Consider the following 24,081-nt stretch of genomic DNA (forward strand, 5'->3'; position numbering starts at 1 on the left):
AATTCTCGACGATGATCTTATTTTATTTTGTTGTTTTATTCTTTTATTCTTTATTCGTGCTCATTCGTGTCAATTTGTGGCTAAAAATCTTAGCATTCGCCGAATGCCCGTATCTGGGCTACTATCTCTTCGTTTGTAAAGCCACCCATGGATATGGCCATGGTCGGACAATGGGAGGCACATATGCCGCACCCCTTGCACGACGCGGAAATAGTCTCCGCCTTTTTCTTCTTGTCCGCCTTCACGAGCCGTATGGCTTTGAATGGACAGAGGCTCTCACATATGCCGCACCCGATGCACTTGTCTTTATCTACGCTGGACACGATCGGTTCTACGGCAACCACTCCCTTGGCCAGCGGAATGCAGGCCTTTGCCGAGGCCGCCTTCGCCTGGCTGATGGACTCATCAACGGGCTTCGGCGAATGGGCCAACCCACAGACATATACCCCGGCTACTGCCAGTTCAACCGGACGCAGTTTGACGTGGGCCTCCAGAAAAAAGTTGTCCGCGGTCAAGGGAACCTTGAGCATTTTCGCCAACCCTTCCACATCCGAGGGAACAACACCCACGCTCAGAACGACTAGGCTCGGCTCTATCCTCACCTTTTCTCCCAGCAGGATGTCAGTAAATTCTACGGCGACTCTTCCCCCTTCCTCTGATACCACGGGTGGATTTGAGCGCTCGTATTCTACGAACACGACGCCCTTTTCCCTGGCCTGGCGATAGTAGTCCTCCATGAAGCCGTAGGTCCGGATGTCCCGATAGAGGACGTACACATTGACTTTGGGATTCAATTCCTTGAGCTTCAGGGAGTTCTTGACCGCCTGGCCGCAACAGAGCTTACTGCAATAGGACAGGTCGTCACCCCTTGATCCGGCGCACTGAATCATGACCACGTCATGGATCTTTGTGGCCTCTTCAGACGACGACAGAATTTTTTCCAGCTCCAGCTGAGTCAGTACCTGTTTTGACTGTCCATACAGGTACTTGCTGACCCGATGCTCCTTGCCACCCGTAGCCAGGACCACCACGCCATGCTCTATCTGCTCCGTGCCGCCCTCGACGTTGATCGTGGTGCTGAAATTGCCGATGTATCCGGAGATGTCCTCAATACCGGCGCTCGTATAAACCCTGATCCGGGGATGACTTCGCACTTTGTCTTCGATTTCGCTCAGAAGCTGTTTCGGATCTTCACCGGTCAGAACGGTATTCAGCCGCCTCAGATTACCGCCCAACTGAGCCGATTTCTCCACCAGAAAACAGTCGAACCCTTGCTCGGCAATGCTGAGCGCTGCGGTCATACCTGCAATGCCCCCGCCGATTACCAGGGCCTTCGGGATCACGGGTACGGTCTGTTCCGGGAGCGGATACAGCAACCGCGCCTTGGCCACAGCCATCCGCATCAGATCCTTGGCCTTGGCCGTAGCCTCTGCCGGCTCATGGGCATGCACCCATGAGCACTGGTCCCTTATGTTGACCATCTCGAAGAGACAACGGTTCAGTCCGGCGTCTCTCAACGCCTCCTGGAATGAAGGCTCATGGGTACGCGGGGTACAGGCAGCCACCACCACCCGGTTAAGGTTGTGCTTTTCGATCATATCCTTAATGCCCTTCTGGCTGTCCTGGGAACAGGCGTAGAGGCTCCCGTCGGCCAATACCACGTTGTCGAGCGTAGCCGCGTACTCAACCACTTCGGGAACGTTCACCACCCCGGCAATGTTGATCCCACAATGACAGACGAGAACGCCGATCCGCGGCTCCGGCGCCACCTCCATTTCCGGAGGATACTCCTTTTTCACTATGGCCGTGCCACGGACTTCGTGCAACACCTCCGCCGCGGCCGCAGCCGTGCCCATAGCCTGCATAACGCTTTCAGGAATATCCTTCGGTCCTTGAAAAGCACCGGCTACATATACTCCCGGCCGCGTCGTGCTAAGGGGCAGCAGCGTCTGGGTGCGGCAAAAATCGTGTTCATTCAGCTTGATGCCGGCAACCTTGGCCAGCTTCTGCGCATCGTCGGGAGACTCGAGGCCAACCGACAGGACAACCATGTCGAAGTCCTCTTCATGATGGTGTCCCCGGCGATCTACGTACGAAAGTCTGAGACGGTCGTCTATCTCCGAGACACTAGCTACTCTGCTCCGTATGAATGTAAGGCCGTATTGGTCCCGTGCCCGTTGCCGACTGGAGTCGAAACCTTTGCCCGGGGTACGCATGTCCATGTAGAACAGGCAAATATCCGTATCGGGTGCGTGCTCCTTGACTATCGTGGCCTCCTTGATGGAGTACATACAGCAGACGGAAGAGCAATACCCGTTCCCGGAGGTAAGGTCTCTCGATCCGATGCACTGGAGGAAAGCGATCCTCTTGGGGTGCTTGCCATCGGATGGCCTTATTATCTCTCCTTTCGAAGGCCCGGAGGCACACATAATCCTCTCGAATTCAAGACTGGTCACGACATCCGGAAAGCGTCCGTAACCATACCTCGAAAGGACCTCGTCGGAGATCCGCCCAAACCCGGGAGCAAGTATCACTGCTCCCACATTAAGATCCAGCCATTCTTCTTTCTGACTGAAGTCGATGGCCTTGGCCTGACACGTCGGGACGCAAATCTGACACGTCTCATGATTCAAGAAGAGACATTTCTTCGGGTCAATGTAAAACGCTGCGGGCACCGCCTGCGCGTAGTCCTTGTGCGGAGCCTTTGTGATAGCCAGTCCCTCGTTGTACCCGTCCGTCACAAAGACCGGACAATACATAGTACACTGACCGCAGGCCGTACACAGTTCCTCGTCGATAAACCGAGGCTCACGATGTATTCGGGCGGTAAAATTCCCCGCCTCTCCCTCCAACGACTCAAGACTGGCATTTGTAAGAATCTTTATGTTAGGAGACCGACCGGCCTCCACCAACTTCGGCGCCAGGATTCAAAGGGAACAGTCATTGGTTGGAAAGGTCTTGTCGAGACGGGCCATGGCCCCGCCAATCGAACCTGTCTTCTCCACCAGATAGACATAAAAACCCATGCCGGCAAGGTCAAGGGCGGACTGGACGCCAGTCACACCGCCCCCGATTACCACTACTGCACCCGACTTGGCGCCTTGTTCTCTACCCATAACTCTTTACTCCCTGGAATATTTACTCACGAAAAGCGCACACAAAATACAAAAACCCATAGGCTATAATTCGCGGCGCATGGCCATATCAAAAAGGACGCGCTCCTTTTTCTTATGGATACCCAGGGCCTCGCGCCTCCGATCCAACGCCTCAATCATCCATCTGGCAATATTATGTGGATCATTTTCCATACCCCAGCAGCCGCCGTAAAGGTCAAGCAGATCTTTAAAGAGGTAATCCGTAAACACCTGACTCTTGGTGGTCGGAAAGGTATTCCCGAAGACGACACTAGCCCCGCTGGCCACAAAATAATGGCCGATAGATATGGCCTTCTCACTCATCCACTCCGGGGCACAACCCACTGCCGGGATTTGGCTTATGTCATCGCCCAGGCCGCCCTCCCGTACAATCTCAGTGGCAGCGATCAAGATACGGCTGTTATCCACGCATGACCCCATGTGGAGTACAGGAGGAATACCCACTGTCTCACAGACTTCCCGGAGTCCCGGTCCACACAGGCTGGCCGCCTCCGGCGTCAGAAGCCCTTCCCGGCCGCAGGCCGTAGCCGCACAACCTGTCGCAATAACGAGCACATCGTTCGCAATCAATTCCCTGGCCACAGTAGTATGCACGTAACCGGAACGCACCCGGGCGCTGTCACAACCGACGACAGCGCCTACGCCCTTTATACGCCCGTTGATAATATTATCGTTGAGAGGACGGTACGAGGCACGAAAAGCGCCGCCTAACATATGATTTATCGTCTCATGACTGAACCCGGCTACTATCTCCGTTTTACGCTGCGGGATATGCACTTCGCCCCTTTGCGGATAGCGGGAAATAGCACGCTTTACAATGTCCCTGGCTACCTGGAGGGCGTTATGATGATCAAACTCTATATGTGTAGCACCGGCTATCTTCGCCCGCGGTGAGGTGGTAATAATCTCGGTATGGAAGCACTTGGCCACTACAGGTAAAGACTGCATTATGCACTGGATGTCCACTACCATGGCCTCCACCGCGCCGGTGGCCAAGACAATTTCCTGCTGGATAAAACTACCGGCGACGGGAATACCGTGACGCATCAAAACCTCATTACCGGTACAGCAGACGCCGGCCAGATTCACGCCCTTAGCCCCGACCGCCCGGGCGGCAGCTACAATTTCCGGATCATCCGCCACCATGGCCAGGGCCTCGGAAAGGAGCGGCTCATGACCATGCACCACCACATTGACCTCATCCGTCTTGAGGACACCGAGATTGACCATGGCCCGGATGGGTACCGGTGTGCCAAAAAGAATGTCCTGGAGTTCCGTAGAAATCATGGACGCGCCCCAGCCATCAGCTAGGGCGCATCTTGTGCCCTGCAAGATAAGATTTTCGTAATCCTGATCGGTGCCCATGTGGGTGCGGTGCATAATCTCCACGACTTCCCGGTCAATCCCGCGGGGCAGAACGCCCAACTTCTTCCACACCTCCTGCCTCTTGGCCGGCGCCCGCTTTATCAAATATAGACCCCCATCCTGTTTGCCAAACTCGGCCAAGGCCTTTTCACCTAGTTCAATGGCAATATCCTTTATGCTTCGTCCCTCAGTCTTAATCTCAAAGAGTTGGGCGGTGGAAAGGAGTTTTTTCTCGTCTTTTATCTCATAGGGCGCCTCTCCTTTGGCTGCCGCTAGGAACCCCACGGCTGTCTCCCGGCCATGGTCAATATGAGCGGCAGAGCCTGCCGCTATCATCCGCAAAAAATTACGGGCCGCTGTAGTAGCCGGAGTGGCCCCACAAATGCCTATGGACTCCGGGACGCCTTCGATCATCATACAGGGGCCCATAGAACAGTTGCGGCAACAAGTGCCCCCAGCACCAAACTGGCATCGGTCCAGACCCCTGCCCTCTATTCTCTGGACAAAGGTCCTGACGCCCTTTTTATCCGCAAATTCGAGGACCTGATTGCTGGCCTCACATTCGATGCCCGGGCAAATCGAAGGGCAAAAGGCCGTTCTCTTCCTTTCCATGCTTATTCCTCCACGAGTAAGAAAATACTAGGTTACTGCAAGATAATGCCATTTTGGGTATAAGTCAAATATGCTACACAGCTGAAGCCGCTGAGTGCCGCCGAAGACAATACTTATGCTACATGCCCCTGCTCTTTGGCCGCCTGGATGGTATTCATCATCAGCATGGTGATCGTCATGGGGCCGACCCCGCCCGGCACAGGCGTTATTGCCGCTGCCTTCTCCTTCACCGAATCAAAGTCTACATCTCCGGCCAGGATAGCCTTCCCCTCAGGGGTCTGGCCGATGCGGTTTACGCCGACGTCGATGACTACTACACCTTCCTTCACCATATCGCCGGTCACGGTCTTGGGCTTCCCGGCCGCAACGATGAGGATGTCGGCCCTGCGGGTGTGGAAGGCCATGTCCTTCGTGCGCGTGTGGCAGAGGGTGACGGTCGCATCCGCGCCCTTGCCCTTTTGCAGCAGCATGTTCGCTATAGGTTTCCCGACAATGTTGCTTCGTCCGACCACCACAACCTCCGCGCCAGCCGTCTCCACGCCTGAACGCACCAAAAGCTCCTGGATGCCATGAGGGGTGCAGGGCAAAAAGCACTTGGCCCCGATCAGGAGTTTACCTACGTTTACCGGGTGAAACCCGTCAACGTCCTTCGCAGGGTCAATGGCATAAAGAACCTTTTTTTCGTCGATGTGTTTTGGAAGCGGCAACTGTACCAATATGCCGTTTATCTTGGGATCGCGATTGAGCCTGTCGATCAGGGCAAGGAGTTCGGATTCCGTCGTGTCCGCCGCGACGTCGATCCTCTCTGAATAGATACCAAGTTCCTTACATGCCTTTTCCTTCTGACCCACATAGACCTTTGAGGCCGGATTATCCCCGACCAGAACGGTGGCCAGGCCGGGGATGATGTCATGGTTTGTCTCGAGATTGGCTACTTCCTCCTTTAACTCCGCCCGGATATGCTTGGCAATCTCTGTTCCGCTAATAATCTTCGCTGCCATATTTCTCTCCTTATAAAGCAATCAGCGGTCAGCAATCATCCATCATTCTTTACTGAAAGCTGATAGCTGTAAGCTGAACGCTTATTCTTAAAATAGTCCCTTAACCTTACCGGTCTTGACATCCACATCTATACGGCGATAGGCCGGATCCGAACCTGTCCCCGGCATAAGACTAATGGCGCCGGCCACCGGCACTACGAATCCCGCACCCTTATAAACCAATACATCCCTAACCGGCAAAGTCCAGGCCTTTGGCACACCCTTTAGGTTCGGATCGTGGGACAGACTCAAGTGGGTCTTGACCATGCATGTCCCAAGCTTAGCCATCTCAGGATCCTTTTCCATGGCCTGGAGCTTGGCCGCCGCCTCCGGGGCAAAGCTGACGCCATCGGCCCCATAGACCTCCCTGGCAATAAGCTCTACGCGCTTGGCCAGCGGCGTTTTTAGATCATAAAGAAACTTGAATTTGGTCTTTTCCTCACAGGCCTCGATTACTGCATCGGCAAATTCAAGGGCTCCTTCACCGCCTTTCAGCCAGTGATTGGACAGGGCTACGCGAGCCCCGGCGGCCTCGGCCAGCCGGCGCACCGCGGCGATTTCATTTTTGGTATCCGTATGGAAGGCATTGATACAGACCACGGGATTAATCCCGGCCTTCTTTACCGTCTGGATGTGGTGTACAAGATTTGCCGTACCTTTTTCCACCCATCCCACGTTCTCGCCGGCGTACTCGGCAGGCATGGGACGGCCCGGAACCGGGATGGGAGCGCCGCCGTGACACTTCAGAGCCCGTATGGTAGCCACAACCACCGCGCAGTGGGGCTTCAGGCCGCTAAAGCGGCACTTCAGATTCCAGAATTTTTCGAACCCTATGTCGGCGCCAAAGCCGCTCTCGGTAACATGATAGTCAGCCAGTTTAAGCCCAACCCGGTCTGCCACGATAGAAGACTGCCCGATAGCAATGTTGGCAAACGGACCGGCATGAACCAGCACCGGCTGCCCTTCCAGGCTCTGCATCAGGTTCGGATTCATGGCCTCAACCATCCACGCCGTCATGGCCCCGTCCACTTCTAGATCTTTTGTCGTGACCGGCTGCCCGCTCCGGCTGTATGCCACTACAATCCGCCCCATGCGCTCGCGCATATCCGCCAGGCTTGTGGATACGGCCAAGATAGCCATGACCTCGGAGCTTACGGCAATGGCGAACTTCGATTGCATCTGAAACCCGTCCATCTTCCCGCCGATTCCTATTATGATATTTCGCAGGGCCTGGGCGCAAAAGTCCATAATCCAGCCCATGGCCACATTCTTGGGATCGATATCGAGCCTTTTCAAACCTATCTTCTTCAAACGGTCGTCGGAATAGTTGAATTCATGCTGCATGCGCGAGGTAAGGGCTACCATGGCCAGATTATGAGCATTCATGATGGCATTGATGTCTCCGGTCAGCCCCAGTGAGAACGGCGTAAGCGGAATGCACTGCGCCAGACCTCCGCCCGCCGCGCTACCCTTGATATTCATAGTCGGCCCGCCGGAGGGCTGCCGGATCGCACCGATTACGCGTTTTTTCCTCTTACCCAGCCCCTCCACCAGGCCCATAGCCGACGTGCTTTTGCCTTCGCCCAACGGAGTCGGCGTGATAGCCGTGACATCGATATATTTTGCATCCGGCCTTTTCTTCAAGCGTTCCGTAACCTTGGCAAAATCGATCTTGGCCACATAATGCCCGTATGGCAACAGCTCTTCCTTTTTCAGCCCCAATTCATCAGCCAGTTGATAGACGTCTTTCATGTGTTTCTCTGCATCTTCAGCAATCTGCCAATCCTTATGCTTTCTTGGGTCAAGCGCCATAATAAACTCCTTCCTCTATATGATTTCTCTACTTCTCAAGCACTCCCGGTCAAACACCGCCCGTCGGAATCTTTCAACTCACAGACACAACTTGCGTCTTCGCTCAAGACGCAGACAAAATTCAACTCCTCACCGAAATTGTCCATGGCCACAAAGAGAGGCGCCACGAACTTACCCGCCAAGGCACATCGGGAACTGGCATCCATAACCACCGCTAATTCCCGCAATCTATCCACATCATCCACTCGCGCCTTCCCGTCCAGCAAAGCTGATAAGATATGGTCTAATTTCTTGACACCCAGACGACAGGGGACACATTTGCCGCAAGAGGAAAGACCATCCTTGCGTAACAGACCCCGCAATCCTTCTGCCAAACAAAATTGAGAATCTGTATAAATCAGCACATTGGCAGGCCTATCGTATATCACCTTTTCATCGCCTACAAACGAGCGTTCAATCGAATAATGGGCTGAAAGCACATCTCCTTCCAATATGGTATCCCGTATAATGGATTCCACGTTATCAGGTCTTACCATGTGGTAAAACACAGCCCCGCCAATATCCACAAAGACACCCTTATTACAACGACCGCTGCATACGGTCTTGATCTTACGGATGCTTACCTTGACACCCAGCTCTTTGCACTTCTCCTGAAAGGCAGTTGTAACTTCATGTACCTGGTTGGTACAATTTTCATCCCTGGAGCAAAGGGCGATATAGCTATATCTAGGCTCGGGCACCGGCTAACAACCCTCTGGCTTCCATTTTTTACAGAACTCAGGGCCTAATCTTAATAGGAACTCATTATTTTTCAGCAACTTCCATGCCATAGATAAACTGGTATAGGAAACACTCTTTAATAAATCAACGGACTGATATTAATGATTATTTTTAGATATACCCGGAAAAACACATCCGCGGGCGTTTCTTTCCTGTGGGGCATTGTACCCCATGACGGGGGAAATACCCCAAAAAGCTAGTGTTTGAATGCCCGCTGTCCGGTATAGACCATAGCCACCGGTGGATCGGCCTCATTACAGGCCAAAATTGATTCAAAATCCCTGTCTGATCCGCCCGGATGAACAATGGCGGAGACACCTTCCTTGATACCTACATCAACCCCATCGCGGAAAGGGAAAAAGGCATCTGAGACCATGACCGCACCCCTTAAGCCGCCGTGATTTTCCTTAGCCTCCCGGTCGATTTCCTCTTTGGCCGCCTTATCCCTCTTGCCGGCTGCTATCTCCATTTCCAGTGTCTTATAGGGAATACCATAGCGGTCGAAACATAGCGCATCTGCATGCTTGGTATATGCCTTAAACACAGCGATCTCAGCCACACCGACCCGGTCCTGCTCGCCGGTACCAATGCCCACAGTCACGCCGTCCTTGACGTAGAGAACAGAGTTCGAGGTAACTCCCTGTTCAACACTCCAGCCGAAGAGAATGTCTTCGTACTCCCTCTCTGCAGGCAGCCTTTTAATCCGATATTCCTGCCCCTTATACACGGTATGGGCCGGTTTCAGATCTTCCCTGGTGCGGATGGCATTGACCGGAGACTGTTGGACAATAATGCCCCCGTCCATAAGGCTCTTAAAATCCACGAAGCGGGCGGTTAAATAATCCTCCAGGCGATCCATCCGGCTGATACGTATGATCCGCAGGTTTTTACGCTGTTTCAGGATATCTACGGCACCCTCCTCATACTCCGGAGCCGCCACCACCTCCAGGTAATGCCCGGATACCTCCTCCGCTGTCTCCTTGTCCATGGCCCGGTTAAAGGCCGCGCACCCGCCGAAGGCCGCTATGCGGTCCGCACGATCCGCCCGCCGGTAGGCCTCAGCCAAGGTATTGCCATAGGCCACCCCGCAAGGATTATTGTGTTTTACGATAACCACGGCCGGCTTGCGGGTCAAAAATTTCAAAATATTCAATGAATTATCGGCATCAGTAAGATTGGTTTTGCCAGGGTGTTTACCGGCCTGGATCATATCCGCCTCGGTTATAGCGCTTACCAGACCTCGTCCTGGTTCAATGTAATGACACTCCCCGCAAACCAGATTTCCGCCTACCAGCTCATAAAGGGCGGCCTCCTGGCCTGGATTTTCGCCATAGCGCAGCCCCTTCTCCACAAAAACCCCAGATTCATCCGGTATCTTCCATGCCCTCTTCCGATAACTTAATTTCTGATCTCCAAAGGTAATGGTCATGGCCTCTGGAAAGCGGTCGGCCATAATCGTCTTGTACATCTTCTTTAAGTCTTCCATAGGCCCTTCTCCTTGGTAGAACTATTTTTTAAGATACTGATTAATTAGACCATAATAGTGATCGGGCAAGAATTGTCAACCAAAAGATTCGATAAATTTTGCGTTGACTTATCAAATTAAAAGAAGGTACATTCGGTCAGCAAAATTGGCCTTTAAGCACCCGTAACACAAAAGCGAGATGAGAAAGATACTCAACGGCATACGCAGCGTTTTTCTTTTTATATGGCTGCCGGTAATCACCCCGATCTTCAGCATCATAACCATCATAAGTTCTGTCTTTGACAAGAGGGGTAATGCCCCGCATCGCGTAGCCCGGCTCTGGGCGAGGATCGTCCTCCGGGGATGCGGAGTAAAGGTCACCATAGAGGGATTGGAGAACATACGCCGGGGGCAACCATACATTTATGCCGCCAATCACCAGAGTCAGTTTGATATACCGGCTGTTCTGGGTTATTTGCCTGCGCAATTTCGCTGGCTGGCCAAGAAGGAACTCTTCCAGATACCCCTATTCGGTTTGGCTATGCGCCGTGTCGGGTACATACCAATCGACCGCTCTCACCCCAAAGAGGCCATAAAAAGTCTGGAAGAAGCCGCCCGAAAAATACGGGGCGGGACATCTGTTCTTATATTTCCCGAAGGGACACGGAGTGTCGATGGCCGGCTGTTGCCTTTTAAAATGGGCGGTATTGTCCTGGCCTTAAAATCCGGATGTCCGGTTGTCCCTCTGGCTATCCATGGTTCTAAAGATGTTCTCCCGCGTGGCAGCCTGTGGGTGCGGCCTGGACATATCAATATTCTGATCGGTCAGGCCATGGAGACCGTTGATTACAAGCCCGGCCAGAAAGGCGCGCTGGCCGCGCGCCTTCGCGAAACCTTAGAATCCTTAATGACCAGGGCCGGGAAGATGTAAGCCGCATTCAGCTTTCAGCGGACAGCCTTCCCTGCGGCCTCCAGGGCTAACATAATCAGCCTGTCTAACAAGGCGGAAAAATCCATCCCCGCCTCCCGGGCCGCCAAGGGTAATAGGCTGGTTCTGGTCATGCCCGGGATGGTGTTTGTCTCCAGGATATAAATCCGGTCATCGCAGATAATCATATCCGTGCGGCTATAACCCCGCAATCGTAAGACCCGATGGGCTGTGCCGGCACATTCCTGGGCATTTTTGGTCAATGAAGCGCTGATGCGGGCGGGACAGATCTCTTTGGTAGCGCCGGTCTGGTATTTGGCCTGATAATCAAAGAAAACGTGACCTTCGCCCGGTATGATTTCTACAATAGGCAATGCCTCCAGCTCATCATTACCTATAACCCCGCCGGTAATTTCAATCCCTTTTATATATTCTTCCACGAGCACACGCGGGCTGTATTTAAATGCCTCGACCAGGCCTTTTTTCACCTCTTCTACTGTCTGCGGGATACTCATACCAATACTGGAACCTTGATCTACAGGTTTGATAACGACAGGGAGTCCGAGTTCCGCGGCTATAGCTTCAGCGTTATAAGAACCCGGCCGCATGACCTTACCACGCGGGATATTCAGGCCGGCCTGAGAATAAAGAATCCGTGATAACTCCTTGTCCATGGCCAGAGCGCTGCCCAGGACCCCGGACCCCTGATATGGTATATGCAAGAGATCCAGGAGCCCCTGGATAGTCCCATCCTCGCCATATTTACCATGGAGAAGGACAAACGCCGCATCTATCCGGCCCGCATCCTTAACCAGAACCTCCAGGTCACAAGCCGGATCATAGCGTATAATATCATACTTGTCTCTATCCAGTGCGCCTTCTACCTGGTCTCCCCCCTTAAGGGAAACCTCTCGTTCGGATGACTCTCCCCCCGAAATCAGGGCTAATCTTATCTTTTTATCTTTGGCCATAGCACCCCCATATTCTTTAAGACATCTCGAAATTTAAATCTCGTATCAGTTTAGCCTTTTGAAAAACTGGCTAAACTTCAATTCAAAGTGCAAAATTCAAAATGTTGATGGTTTTTATCCGAAATTTTACATTTTCCATGTTGCATTTTCCATTTTGCAATGAGATTTAGCGCATTTTTAAGAGCGCTAAATTGTTACGAAATCATCAAAATTGATTAGAATGCGGTATATCCTCTGGTTTTATGGGCAACTGAGCAAAAAGTTTTTTCTCAAGCTCCCGGGTCTCTTCCTCGATCCTGTTTATTCTGGTTATCCTAACCGGGTCGCCATGCCCATACTTTTCCCGGATATAATCAAATCTATCCCTCAAACTGACCACAGTGGTATGCAAAACCCGCTTATCGGCATAGTTGACGACTTCTGATTCATTAATCGGCGTCCCAATAATCGGCCCTGATAAGTGTACGTGTTGTCTTACTATGTGAGCTACAGTCGGAAATCCCAGTTTTTCAAGGAGGTCTGCCCCGGTCTCGGCATGATTTTCCCCCTGCCCCAGCGCCTCAATCTTCGTGATGTCATGAAGCAGGGCAGCGGCTTCTATCAAAGGAATGTTTAACTTGACGCCGGGCAACATCAGTTTATCGGCAATAAAAAGGGCAACCTCTGCCACCTTACGGCAATGCTGCCGCACGTGGTCCATTACCTTATATTCGTCCATTAAAGCCAGACATTGTTCAGAGGTAGGAATAGAAACCAATTTTTTATCCCGCCTTTTTAGCCCTATGATGCCAAACCTGTTTAAATTATTCAAATAAAATTGACAGCCCCCTATGTACGACAAATGCAAAAAGAAATAAACATAAAATAGGTTAAAAAATTGAGAAAAAGAGAGATACGGAGAGATCTTGTGGTGTTGATAACCTTAACCAACCGGGAGTTTTTCATAAATAACTTCCTGAAACCATTGGTCTTGACTCTAATTATACAAACTGCCGTCTTTTAAATAAGTTACTCTCTGGTAAAAATAGATATAAAGAAAAAACAGAAGGTTAAACCATCTTTAAAAATAAGAGGGTTTCATCGAGAGAATCGTCTTTAATCACCTTTGACAGAAACCCGGCGAATCTTTATTAAGGAGAGTAGGATTACTTAATTGTCTTTGCCCTAACATTTCAAAAACAAAAAAATCAGCTTATGCAAGAAATCTGGCAAGAATTAAAAAATTCTCTTAAAAATAAGATTCCAGACAGCAGTTTTCATATCTGGATCGATCCGATAAGCTGCAGCAGCCAGGATGAAAATACCTTTGTCCTGACCTGCCCCAACCGATTTTCTCTAAGCTGGGTACGGGATAATTATCTGCCATTAATCAGGGACGAACTGGGAACCCTTTGTAGTAAAAAATTAAATGTCCAATTGATAGCAGCATCGGCAGGATCTAATGAAAACAATAGCAACAACAAGCCTAAGGCCGATGAACAATTGCTTTTGCCCGGCCTGCAAACTGAAGTGCCTTACTGCAGGCGATTATGTCCCCGTTTTACTTTCGATCAATTTGTGACCGGCAACTCAAACAGCTTTGCCTTCACCATAGCCCAGGCCATAGCGCAAGGGACCAGCACCTATAACAACTTTCTATACCTGCTCTCAAATACAGGACTGGGGAAAAGTCATCTGGCACACGCCATAGCCCATTACATGCTTGGTCAGGACAAAACAAAAAAACTAATTTATGTAACTGCTGAAGAATTTACCAATGACATGGTCCGGGCACTTAAAACAAATACCATCGAACAATTCAAAGAAAAATACCGCACAAATTGCCATGTCCTCCTGCTTGACGAAGTACACTTCTTTGAGGGTAAACAACGTACCCAGGCAGAACTTGGCCCTGTCCTGGACAGGCTCGCCGAATCCGGCAGGACTATTATCATGACGAGTTCCCAATCTCCGAAAGATATCCCGCGGCTGAACAACGCCCTCCGGTCCAGGCTTAATAGCGGGTTGATTGCCAGTATCCTCCCGCCCGACTATAATACCCGGATAAACATCCTTCAGAAGAAGGCCCAGAACCAGGGAATATCTCTGCCGGATGAGGTTATAAATTACCTGGCCGATACTATCACCGATGACATCCGGCAATTGGAAAGCAGTGTAATCAGCCTGGCCGCGCAGTCCTCTCTCCTCTGTCAACCGATCACCCTGGATATGGCCAGAGAAGCAACCAAATACCTGATAAAGAAAAGGGAGGAAGTCTCTCTGGATCTGATCCAAAAGATCATTTGTCAGTACTATAAGGTTACCCTGGACGTATTAAAGTCCAAGAGTCGCAAGCAGGCTATTGCCCATCCGCGGCATATAGCCGTCTACTTGTCCCGCGTTCTTACCAAGCACTCCCTGGAGGCCATAGGGAAGGAATTTAACAGAAACCACGCCACTATCCTGCACGCAGTTAATTTCGTCCAGCGCGAAATGGAGAAAAAATCACCTCTAGGCTACCAGGTTGAATATCTGACCGAGCAGATCAAAATCGGCACCCATCAGGCCTGACCGGGACGAGGGAAACAAAAGTAACCATATAATTTCAAAATCAAAAGTCCAAGTCAAATCCAAATAACTATAATGTCATTAGTCAATAGTCATTTGTCACTGATAAAAGTGATCCATCCTCCAACTTAACCAATGACCAGTGGCGAGTGACGTTTTGAACTTTAGTGCTTTGACATTCATTTGAACTTTGAAATTTGTCGTTCTTTTTGGCTTTCAGCCTTCAGCTTTGAGCTTTAAGCTTTCCAGTTTTCTGCCATAAAAAACACGGGATTTAGAGCTAAGGGCCTAATCATAGGCCAAAACTACAAAAAAGGCCCTGCCTGATAGATGAGGCAGGGCCTTTACCGTCGGTTAGTCTCCGATTCCGTACTTATTTACTTAATCTTCTGTTACTGTGATCGCACCGGTCGTGCAAACTTCCATACAGGACTGACAACCCAGGCAGTCATCCATGTTGACAGGCTCTGCCTTTCCATCTACCAGCTCCAGCACCTGCCCCGGGCAGTTGTCCACACAAAGGCTATCTCCGCTACATTTGTCCTTGTCCACAGTTACCGTATAAGCCATGATACTTAATCCTCCTCTCTACAAATTTGACGACAATCGCCGCCTTACCTAATATTAGTTAATTTTGGATTGGAACCTATATCACACTTTTACAGCCGAAGCAAGCAGTTTTAAAGGCGACTGGGTTAGGATCCGTTTGTAATCCAAGGCCCTCCTTACCAGTGCGCCGGCCCATTCTCGTATGCCCAAGGCGTGGAGGTGTGTATATGTGGCCAGGACATTTTTGTAGCAAAATCCGTCCCGTTCCCCATCAACACCATATCCGCGGTTAACAGAAAAGGCCATATACGCACCGGTATTCTTTTCCCAGGCCACGACACGCGAATAATGAAATTCATGCCCCCGCAGGACAGAACCACAGGCAAAATAAGGATTGGGCTTGTCTACCAGCATCTCCGTATATCCATGCCCCTGCGGCCTCTTCCCAAGGCAAAAATCCACCGGAAGCACACCCGCCATCGGATATACTGTGTTGTCTATACTTATACTTCTTCCTAAATATATCAACCCGCCGCACTCTGCGTAAACCGGGAGGCCTTCTTCTACCCTCGCCCGTAAAGAACCGGCAAAATTCTTGTTTGCTGCCAGAAGCTCGGCATGGGTTTCCGGAAATCCCCCGCCTATATAGAGAGCGTCTAACTCCGGAAGCTGAGTATCCCGCAAGGGACTGACATCTATTAATCTAGCCCCATATTTCACCAATTCCTGGAGGTTCTCGGGATAATAAAACTGGAAGGCAGAGTCTCTAATAACCCCTATACACGGCTGCTTATATGACTTTACAGATAATCTCTCCTTAACAGGCTCATCAACCAGCAATGGCGGGGACTGTACAGCTATCTCCCACAGTTTATCCAGGTCCACATACTTTTCTACCATACTGCCTATGGCCATAGCGGCATCTATAGAACTCTGGTGTTCAAAATGGGGCGTCAGCCCCATGTGCCGTTCTGGAAGCCGGCCTTCCTTCAACCGAGGCAGCGCGCCAATGACCGGCAGCCCGCAATAATGCTCTACAGTACTGCGCACCATAGCCTCATGGCGGCTTCTGGCTATCTGATTGAGTATAATGCCCCTGATATCCACCGCCGGATCAAACTTCTGGCAGCCTAGGATCATGGCTGCCACCGTACGCGTGACCTTACTGCAATCAACCACTAATATAACCGGGGTTTGGAGCATCTTGGCAAGTTCAGCCGTACTATAAGTTCCAGCTTCATCTGTCCCGTCGTATAGCCCCCGGTTCCCCTCTATAATTGCACATTCACCTTCATCTATCCGTAACTGGAAGGAAGATATAACCTGCTCTTTACCCATGAGGAATGGGTCAAGATTATAGCAAGGGTGTTCAGCAGCTAAAGTCAGCCAACCCGCATCGATATAATCCGGACCTTTTTTGAAGGGAACTATTTTAAAACCTTTATTGCGCAGGGCCACAATAATCCCCAGAGAAAGAATCGTCTTCCCGGATCCTCCTCTAAGGGCTGCTATCGCCACTCTGGGATAATAACGTTGGATCATTTAGTTAAAAATGATTAGGGGTTATATTACAAAATTAACTGCTATCGCCAAGATTTGAATTACTATTCATTCTAACAGAAAATCTATAAACTCCGCCGGTAATTTTGTCAATAAAAATATCTATAACACCAGGTTCATAGCCCGTCCCTAATACACTAGCCTGGATGTAAAAAGGTTGATTTAATTACCAAAGTTTATTAGAATCGGTCACATTGCAACTATAACTCAGACAGAGGTTAATCCATGACAGAACAAAATACAAATATCGAAGACATCATCAGTTCTCTCGAAAAAGAGGCGTCGGAAAATCCTAAATCGGTCATTGTACTTAGCCGCCTGGCCCTGGCCTGCTGGAAGGGCGGACGCATCGATGATGCCATTGCGCATACCAAAAAGGCTCTGGAGATTGACTCGACAAATGCCTCGCTATATGTCAATCTCGGCGGCTTCTATTTTCAGAAAGGTGATTTGGACGGAGCCATCAGGGAAAATGAAAAAGCCCTCAAGGTTAATCCTTATGTAACACAGGCCTACGGCAATCTCGGCTTTGCCTGGATGCAAAAAGGCGAATGGGGTAAGGCCATAGAATTTTTGAAAAAGGCGGTGGATCTCAACAGCGATTTTTCCGAGGGCTGGACCAACCTGGCTACGGCTTATATCGAAAAGGGACTTTATGATGAGGCCATCGAGGCTGCCAAGAAGAGTCTTCAGGAAAAACCTGACTTCGCCATAGCCCACAACAACCTGGCCGTGGCCCATTACTTTAAAAAGGAATATAAGCTGGCTGCCGAACACTGCAACCGGGCCATGGAGTTGGGCTATCAGGTTCATCCGGATTTTGTTAAAGAAATCCAAGTCAAATCTAAATAGTGTTCATCTGGAAACTGCCGTTTCCGGATGAAAGCTCTCAGCGATCAGCTTTCAGCCGTCAGCAAAAAAACAAGACAAACAACATGTTAAGCTGATAGCTGACTGCTGACCGCTCCATCTAGAAAACCGGGGTTTCCGGATGAACACTAAATAGAAATTCTTATAAATCGACGAGAAGGATGGCATGAGCATTATAACAGAGGCACAGCCGCCAAGGTGTCCTTTCTGTGGCTCTTTGGTTGACCGGCCACGTGAATTGAATACCAAAAGGCTTACTGAATTCAACATGGGCAGATGTCAGTGCGGGGCAGTCTATGCCTGTGATGTCACCGGACACAACGTGGGGGCCGCCATGGTGGAGGCCCTGCTATTTGCCTGCGGCGGGGACTGGGACTTGGCCTGGCAACTTGAACCGGACAAAGATTATATCGAAAATCGTATAGAAAACTACAATGAGAAAGAGCATAAAGTCGTAGCCAAGATAGCCCATGCCCGCGCTGTTCTCCTTTTCATAAGATTGGGGAAGGAGATTAGAGAGGTATCTGAGGAAAAGGTACGGGCTGAGCTGGCCAAGGCCCCGGTGATAAACGACGAATCATCCGTCGAACACCCCGGGCCATCAAAATCGTTTTCTAAAAAACTTATCCAGAGGTTAGTTGAAGAGAACCGGGAAGAAGAGTTGCTCTCCATGGCCAAGGAAGATAAACGGGTGCTGGCCGCGTTGCAACGGCTTTTGTACTCCCCGGATGAGCTTTTACGTTGGCGGGCCGTAGAAATATTGGGAAAAGCCGCCGGGTACGTGGCAGACAAAAATCCGCAAGCCGCCGCCGATCTGCTCAGGCGACTGCTTTCGTCTGCTGCCGACTCGGCCGCCACAAGCTGGGGCTTCCTCGAGGCCAGTGGAGAAATAATAAGTGTCCGGCCCGATCTCTTCACCGGTTTTATCCCCCCGCTATTTTCCTTCTTAAAGGATCAAACCTCCTGTGCGGCTGCCCTCTGGGCCATCGGCAGAATAGGTAAACGCCATCCGGAGCTATTAAAAGGCACGCCATTTTTCGGTGTTTTTGATTTCCTGGATGACCCGGAACCTGCGGTGCGAGGCCATGCCGCCTGGGCCCTGGGGCACATGAAGGCCAAAGAGGCTGTAGGCAGCCTGAAAAGGCTTAAAGATGATCGGGCTTGTCTCAGGATATACGATGACGGCAGGGTGGAGGAAAAAACCGTAGGAGAACTGGCTTCTCAGGCCATAGAAAGGGTTACCTGCTCATCTTAAGCGCCAGGGAAACCGGGACTAATTTTCGAGCCTCTTCATATACCTGGCGGTAGTCATGTGCTCCCCAAAGTTCAACGGACAGAGTAAAGAGTCTTTCATGGATTAGATCCAGATTTACAGTGGGATAAACCGTCCCCTTATCAAAGCCGGACTTCCCGCAGGTATGGCCTGCCCCGCGGATAGCGGTTGGTATCCCGTAAAGCCGGCAGGTAATAGGCCTGTATTCATAGAGCAGGCAATGGCCCTGGTCACTGAGCAAGGGACACCTGATTCTGGCTTCAGCCATCTGAAGCACTTCGCTCTCCTTATCTTTGATCCCTTCCCTTACCCCGGTAATCTCCAGAAGGGCTTTTTCAGCCCTACGCAGGACTTCCCGGCGCTCCTTGCGTTTTAAGCGCTGATGAAAATGGTAGCTCAAATAAGCGGCCTCAATGGGAAATAATTCAAACACTGCATAGCAACAGTCGGTGCAGCCCGGCCGGCATCTCACGCAATCGCCGTGTGTTTCCCGCACCCGCCGGAAGACACTGCCTATCTCGGACAATAACATCTCGTATTTTCGAAATAATCTGTTAAGATTGTCAACCATAATGGCTTTAACTAGTGTTCATCCGGAAACTACCGTTTCCGGCTTCACGCTTTCAGCGATCAGCGATTAGCTGTCAGCAAAAACCTGAGACAAACAACATATTAAGCTGAACGCTGATAGCTAAGTGCTGATAGCTCATCCGGATCTTTTGGGTTTCCGGATGAAAACTAACTATACAAAGATATCGACAAACGATCAATCTAACATTTTTCAATCATAGGAGCAGTTGATAATGACCTCCGCCGGTAACGCATACGAACCCAAAATAAGATACCTCTCTTCCTCTCCTTACGGGGATATCGTCCCTGATAAAATCGCGCTGGAGTCTCCCTTACCCCTCCGTCTATCTGATATCGACGGAACCGGGAAAGGCGGCCACAGAATCGGATTGACCTACGGCCAGTATCTGGAAACGATAAAGGCATTTCTATCCAGAGATTCTTACCGGTTATTAATAGACGCCATAAAAAAGAAAACAGGAAAGATGATTACCTTACAGGATATTGACAGCCTTGCCATCCGCACGGAAAAGCACGGGGCCATGTATCATATATCCAGTATAGACGTCATCACCGCGAACGACTTAAACAAATTCGTCGTAACTGCGGCCCTGTCCGAGGCGGGTAAGCTTTATCTGGAGAATGATTTTCACTGGCTGAACTACCTGAATAATAAATTTGCCTTCCCGTATTTGCCCCATGTATATCACAAGGGCGAGATTAAATACCGCACCCCCCAGGGCTCCGGCGATACTATGCTGATATCCCTGGGAGAATGGCTGGAAGGTTACCACGAATTTCATCTGTCGCTAGACAGCAAAGACCAGGGCCAAAAGATCGTCGTCTGGGATTCAGATAAAGGTTACCGGTATCTATCCGGCAGGCAGAGCTATAATTTATATCGGCTGGCTTCGAAAATCCTCACCCTCTACTACGATATAGCTACCTTTGAACAAATATCCTTGTGGCATCATGCCGCCGGGGACTTCATCGCACGAATAGAGGGCGAAGATATCGACCTGAAACTGATCACCGTGCGGCGCTATGAACCCATGATATCTTTTTCAACGGACGAAGAAGGCAATAAGATGGCCGCCCTGCTCTACTTCTTTGTACACTTAATGATCCGGATGCGTATGGATCGGTTGGATGGGACCGGGGATGTGGCCTGGGCCGACGATTTTTGTCCGGATGCGGTTATGAAAGGGTTTTATGAGGCACTGGAGATAAAAGAGGAGACGGGGCGTCCAGCTTCCATCGATAGAAAGGAGTTTCTCTCCTCCCTCAAACGTTTCACCAGGGATGACTGGAAAGATATGGCACACGCCACGCTGCAAACCTGCCCTCAACCCGAGGCCGACCTACCTATTATAATGCGCAACTTAGATAACCATATTGAGAGGCTGTATGCGGTAATACAGTCCTTTCAGCCGGATTCTACGGCGAGCAGCACAAGCTCGATCAATTCGTAAAAAACCTTTTTCACCGCTGAGCACGCAGAGTTCGCAGAGAAAAAAAGTAAACTATTCAATATGTTATCTCGGCGTTCTCGGCGACCTCTGCGGTAAATTTTACTTTTTACTAAGCCGTCAAGCTCGGCCGGCAGAATACCCTGAGAAAAGAAAAAAGTACAGGCTGACCCTTCTCAGGCCAGCCTGTACCTCTCACATTTAACCATTTAAACAGTTTGAACGGCTTAAACAGTATAAACCCTAAATTACCTGGAATTGATTAAGCCAGCCAGCCCAAACTATTCCTCATTAGGATTAAGGATAATCTTACCACCGGGCCGGGGTCACAGCAGACGATTATTCTTCGTGCTTTCCCATCTGCGCTTCTTCAGAAAGACCCTTTCCCTTGACCCCATACATACTGCTGCTGCCACTAGACCAGAGTTCCAGTTTTTCTTCCTGAACCAGGGCGGTAACCGCCTTTTTGATCTCTCTGAGACTCAGTTCAGGGGCCGCCTTGCCCATGTCCTTAAAGTAAAACTTAGGCTTGGTCTGCTTGTTGGCCCATTCCATGATCTTCGCTTTTAATTCTTCAATATCCATCGTTCAACACTCCCTCAAGTTTTGAGTTAGCTGCACGTTTAAGAGAACTTAAACTGCGTCGTCGTCCGCAATGTATCATAAGCCAAGGTATAGTCATCAATCGTCTTGACGTCAAATGGCAGGTTGCACTTCTCGAAGAATCTCTCCCATCCGATCCGCTCGGCCCACTCGCCAATGCGCTCGTACTTGTTAGCGTTCTTGGCGTAGGTCTCCAGGATATTTCTGACCGCGGCCACCACTTCCGGCCAGCGCGGCGGATTGCTCGGCAGGGCAGGAATAACTACCTTGGAGAACTTCGGGGCGCTGATGCGGTTGGATATCTTTCCGCCTACCATGATAACCACACAGTCGGCCTCGGCATCCATAAGCGGCATGGCCGGGCACATGGTGTAGCAGTTGCCGCAGAACATGCAGCGTTCCCCGTTAACACTCACGCTCTTCTTGCCATCTACCGTGGCCGGCTTGATGGCGCCGGTGGGGCAGGCCGCTATCGCCAGAGGAATCTCACAGATCTGGCTGATAACCTCATGCTGCACAAAGGGCGGTTTGCGGTGAAATCCGAGGATAGCAATGTCCGAGCAGTGGACCGCGCCACACATATTCAGACAGCAGGCCAGGGCGATACGCACCTGGGCCGGCAGATCCATGGACTGGAAGTGTTTGAAGAGATCGTCCATGACCGACTTCACGATACCGGAGGCATCGATAGCCGGGGTATGGCAGTGGATCCAGCCCTGGGTGTGGACGATATTGGTCACACCGGCGCCGGTACCCCCGATCGGGAACATCGGGTTGGCCTTCAGATCAGCCTTCAACGGTTCCAGTTTGGATTTGTTATCGACCATAAACTCGATATTGTTACGCGTGGTCCAGCGGAGGCAACCCTCACAGTGTTTGTCGGCGATCTTCATGGCATCGCGTATCAGCTCAATACTCATCAGACGGGCGGCGGCTACTCTCACCGTATAGACCTCATCGCCGCTCTCGGCCTTGTGCATCAAGATCCCGGGCTCGAGTATCTCATGATACAACCACTTGCCAAAATTCTTTTTTATCACCGGCGGCATAAACTCTTCATAATTCCGCGGGCCGATATCTGTTATCCTGTCTTTCATAGGATTTTTCGGATCATAAGCCATAATTCTCTGACCTCCTAATTTAGTTATATATATTCTCTGCTCATCATAGAGGATGTTTCTTTCTGAATGCGGCGAGATCCCGCGTCCAACCGCCGGGCACAGCTGACTCTTCCCAGAAGATATAGGGATTCGAGCGCGGTTCTTTTACCATCTGTGGAATAGCCTTGACCTCGATCGCCTTAAGGAATTCCCGCATACCCACTCGGCCGATAAGCTCGCCCAGACGTTCACGGTTCTTGCCGTGTTCCATCCACCAATCCCAGACCTTCTCAATGAGTCCCTTGACTTCCTCATAGGGCGGCTCCATCTTTATGAAGGGGACGATCAGGGTAGCCAACCGCTGACCCTCAAGAATCGGGGCCTTGGCGCCGCAGAGTATGCTACAGCCTTTATCCAGACCCGGGCGCAGTGCCCTGGGCATGACGTTGATGCAGTGCATACAGCGCACACATTCTTTGTTATTGATCTTGAGCGCCTTGCCGTCCCAGCTCATACATTTGGACGGGCAGAGATTAATCACCTCTTTTACGATGTCAAACTTACCCCAGTCACGGCCTGAGTGGGCGCCGGCATTCGGCTTAAGCTCACCATTTACATAAGCGCCAACGGCTACCTGATCGATCCGGATATCATCCCGCCAGGTGCCGATAAAGGCCATGTCAGAGCGGGCAATGGCGGCCACGCAGTCATTGGGACAACCGGAAAACTTAAATTTGAACTTGTAGGGGAAAGCCGGCCGGTGCAGCTCGTCCTGATAGTGATTGGTCATATGATGGCAAGCGGCCTGGGTATCAAAACAGGCCCACTCACAGCGGGACATCCCCAGACAGCAGGACGGTGTGCGCAGGTTCGAACCTGAACCTCCCAAGTCGGTATTAAGATCATGGGTCAATTCCCAGAAGATCTCTTCTAATTGATCTGTGGTTGTCCCCAAAAGGACCATATCACCGGTGGAACCGTGCATATTGGTTAACCCACTCCCGCGTCTCTCCCAAATTTCCATGAGCTGCCCCAAATACTTGGTAGAATAATACAGACCGGAGGGCTGGTTGACGCGGACAGTGTGAAAATGCGCAACCCCCGGGAATTCCTTGGGCATGTCGGAGTATCTGCCGATGACGCCCCCGCCGTAACCGAAGACACCCACGATACCGCCGTGCTTCCAGTGGGTTTCCTTGTCCTTGTACGAAAGTTCAACTTGCCCGAGGAGGTCCTCAAGCTCGGGTTTGGTCTTGGCCTGGCGCTTTATATCCGTAACAAAACTCGGCCACGGCCCCTTTTCCAGTTCATCTAAAAACGGAGTTTTAAATTTGGCCATTACTTCTTTACCTCCTTGCATTATTGTGTCTATCGCCTGTCGTCGATAATTCTTGCTGAACCTAAGTTAACCT

19 protein-coding genes are annotated in these 24,081 nt (G+C 50.7%); 5 read left to right on the forward strand and 14 right to left on the reverse strand.

The window, feature by feature from the left end; genetic code table 11:
* Positions 1–89 precede the first annotated feature (89 nt).
* From RDU59_09200 to RDU59_09225, 6 genes are all read right to left on the reverse strand, one after another.
* Positions 90–3,116 carry a CoB--CoM heterodisulfide reductase iron-sulfur subunit A family protein gene (locus RDU59_09200; GenBank protein ID MDQ7838650.1) on the reverse strand — a complete coding sequence of 1,009 codons (3,027 nt, stop codon included), beginning with the start codon at positions 3,114–3,116 and terminating at the stop codon, positions 90–92.
* A 63-nt stretch (positions 3,117–3,179) separates the two neighbouring features.
* A complete protein-coding gene (cooS, locus tag RDU59_09205; protein ID MDQ7838651.1) occupies positions 3,180–5,132 on the reverse strand; it encodes an anaerobic carbon-monoxide dehydrogenase catalytic subunit in 1,953 nt (650 codons plus the stop codon).
* A 113-nt stretch (positions 5,133–5,245) separates the two neighbouring features.
* Complete coding sequence (folD, locus tag RDU59_09210; protein ID MDQ7838652.1) at positions 5,246–6,133, reverse strand: bifunctional methylenetetrahydrofolate dehydrogenase/methenyltetrahydrofolate cyclohydrolase FolD; 888 nt, start codon at positions 6,131–6,133, stop codon at positions 5,246–5,248.
* Positions 6,134–6,220: 87 nt separating this feature from the next.
* Positions 6,221–7,984: a formate--tetrahydrofolate ligase gene (locus tag RDU59_09215; GenBank protein MDQ7838653.1), complete on the reverse strand. Its 1,764-nt coding sequence runs from the start codon at positions 7,982–7,984 to the stop codon at positions 6,221–6,223.
* A 35-nt stretch (positions 7,985–8,019) separates the two neighbouring features.
* Positions 8,020–8,724: an NADH-ubiquinone oxidoreductase-F iron-sulfur binding region domain-containing protein gene (locus RDU59_09220; GenBank protein MDQ7838654.1), complete on the reverse strand. Its 705-nt coding sequence runs from the start codon at positions 8,722–8,724 to the stop codon at positions 8,020–8,022.
* Between the two features lie 236 nt (positions 8,725–8,960).
* Positions 8,961–10,250: an IMP cyclohydrolase gene (locus RDU59_09225; GenBank protein MDQ7838655.1), complete on the reverse strand. Its 1,290-nt coding sequence runs from the start codon at positions 10,248–10,250 to the stop codon at positions 8,961–8,963.
* Positions 10,251–10,428: 178 nt separating this feature from the next.
* Between RDU59_09225 and RDU59_09230 the strand changes: the two genes are divergently transcribed.
* Positions 10,429–11,160 carry a lysophospholipid acyltransferase family protein gene (locus tag RDU59_09230; GenBank protein MDQ7838656.1) on the forward strand — a complete coding sequence of 244 codons (732 nt, stop codon included), beginning with the start codon at positions 10,429–10,431 and terminating at the stop codon, positions 11,158–11,160.
* A 14-nt stretch (positions 11,161–11,174) separates the two neighbouring features.
* Here RDU59_09230 and RDU59_09235 read toward each other — a convergent pair whose 3' ends face one another.
* The gene (locus RDU59_09235) at positions 11,175–12,128 is read right to left on the reverse strand and encodes a D-alanine--D-alanine ligase (GenBank protein MDQ7838657.1); all 954 of its coding nucleotides are present in this window, start codon (positions 12,126–12,128) and stop codon (positions 11,175–11,177) included.
* A gap of 205 nt (positions 12,129–12,333) precedes the next feature.
* Entirely contained in the window at positions 12,334–12,939 is a 606-nt protein-coding gene (locus RDU59_09240) for an HDIG domain-containing protein (protein MDQ7838658.1), read from the reverse strand.
* A 383-nt stretch (positions 12,940–13,322) separates the two neighbouring features.
* Here RDU59_09240 and dnaA point away from each other — a divergent pair, with 383 nt between their 5' ends.
* Entirely contained in the window at positions 13,323–14,678 is a 1,356-nt protein-coding gene (dnaA, locus tag RDU59_09245) for a chromosomal replication initiator protein DnaA (protein MDQ7838659.1), read from the forward strand.
* Positions 14,679–15,056: 378 nt separating this feature from the next.
* Here dnaA and RDU59_09250 read toward each other — a convergent pair whose 3' ends face one another.
* Both RDU59_09250 and RDU59_09255 read right to left on the reverse strand, forming a co-directional pair.
* Positions 15,057–15,245 carry a 4Fe-4S binding protein gene (locus tag RDU59_09250; GenBank protein ID MDQ7838660.1) on the reverse strand — a complete coding sequence of 63 codons (189 nt, stop codon included), beginning with the start codon at positions 15,243–15,245 and terminating at the stop codon, positions 15,057–15,059.
* Positions 15,246–15,326: 81 nt separating this feature from the next.
* Entirely contained in the window at positions 15,327–16,766 is a 1,440-nt protein-coding gene (locus RDU59_09255) for a cobyrinate a,c-diamide synthase (protein ID MDQ7838661.1), read from the reverse strand.
* 243 nt (positions 16,767–17,009) lie between these two features.
* Here RDU59_09255 and RDU59_09260 point away from each other — a divergent pair, with 243 nt between their 5' ends.
* Together RDU59_09260 and RDU59_09265 are read left to right on the forward strand one after the other, a co-directional pair.
* On the forward strand, positions 17,010–17,636 hold the full coding sequence (locus tag RDU59_09260; GenBank protein MDQ7838662.1) for a tetratricopeptide repeat protein: 627 nt from the start codon (positions 17,010–17,012) through the stop codon (positions 17,634–17,636).
* A 184-nt stretch (positions 17,637–17,820) separates the two neighbouring features.
* Positions 17,821–18,909 carry a PBS lyase gene (locus RDU59_09265; protein ID MDQ7838663.1) on the forward strand — a complete coding sequence of 363 codons (1,089 nt, stop codon included), beginning with the start codon at positions 17,821–17,823 and terminating at the stop codon, positions 18,907–18,909.
* On the opposite strand, the gene RDU59_09270 is transcribed toward RDU59_09265, so the two are convergent.
* Entirely contained in the window at positions 18,893–19,453 is a 561-nt protein-coding gene (locus tag RDU59_09270) for a YkgJ family cysteine cluster protein (protein MDQ7838664.1), read from the reverse strand. The two genes, RDU59_09265 and RDU59_09270, sit on opposite strands and share 17 nt — an antisense overlap.
* A gap of 277 nt (positions 19,454–19,730) precedes the next feature.
* On the opposite strand from RDU59_09270, the gene RDU59_09275 reads away from it, so the two are divergent.
* Positions 19,731–20,969: a hypothetical protein gene (locus tag RDU59_09275; GenBank protein ID MDQ7838665.1), complete on the forward strand. Its 1,239-nt coding sequence runs from the start codon at positions 19,731–19,733 to the stop codon at positions 20,967–20,969.
* 336 nt (positions 20,970–21,305) lie between these two features.
* Here the strand turns inward: RDU59_09275 and RDU59_09280 are convergent, their stop codons facing one another.
* Genes RDU59_09280 through dsrA form a run of 3 tightly spaced genes read right to left on the reverse strand, consistent with a single transcriptional unit; the run spans position 21,306 to position 24,008 of the window.
* Positions 21,306–21,545 (reverse strand): dissimilatory sulfite reductase D family protein, encoded by a 240-nt coding sequence (locus tag RDU59_09280; protein MDQ7838666.1) that lies wholly within the window; start codon positions 21,543–21,545, stop codon positions 21,306–21,308.
* Between the two features lie 44 nt (positions 21,546–21,589).
* Positions 21,590–22,690: a dissimilatory-type sulfite reductase subunit beta gene (dsrB, locus tag RDU59_09285; protein ID MDQ7838667.1), complete on the reverse strand. Its 1,101-nt coding sequence runs from the start codon at positions 22,688–22,690 to the stop codon at positions 21,590–21,592.
* A gap of 43 nt (positions 22,691–22,733) precedes the next feature.
* Positions 22,734–24,008 (reverse strand): dissimilatory-type sulfite reductase subunit alpha, encoded by a 1,275-nt coding sequence (gene dsrA / locus RDU59_09290; protein ID MDQ7838668.1) that lies wholly within the window; start codon positions 24,006–24,008, stop codon positions 22,734–22,736.
* Between the last annotated feature and the right edge of the window lie 73 nt (positions 24,009–24,081).

Source organism: Thermodesulfobacteriota bacterium (assembly GCA_031082315.1).
GTDB lineage: Bacteria > Desulfobacterota > QYQD01 > QYQD01 > QYQD01 > QYQD01.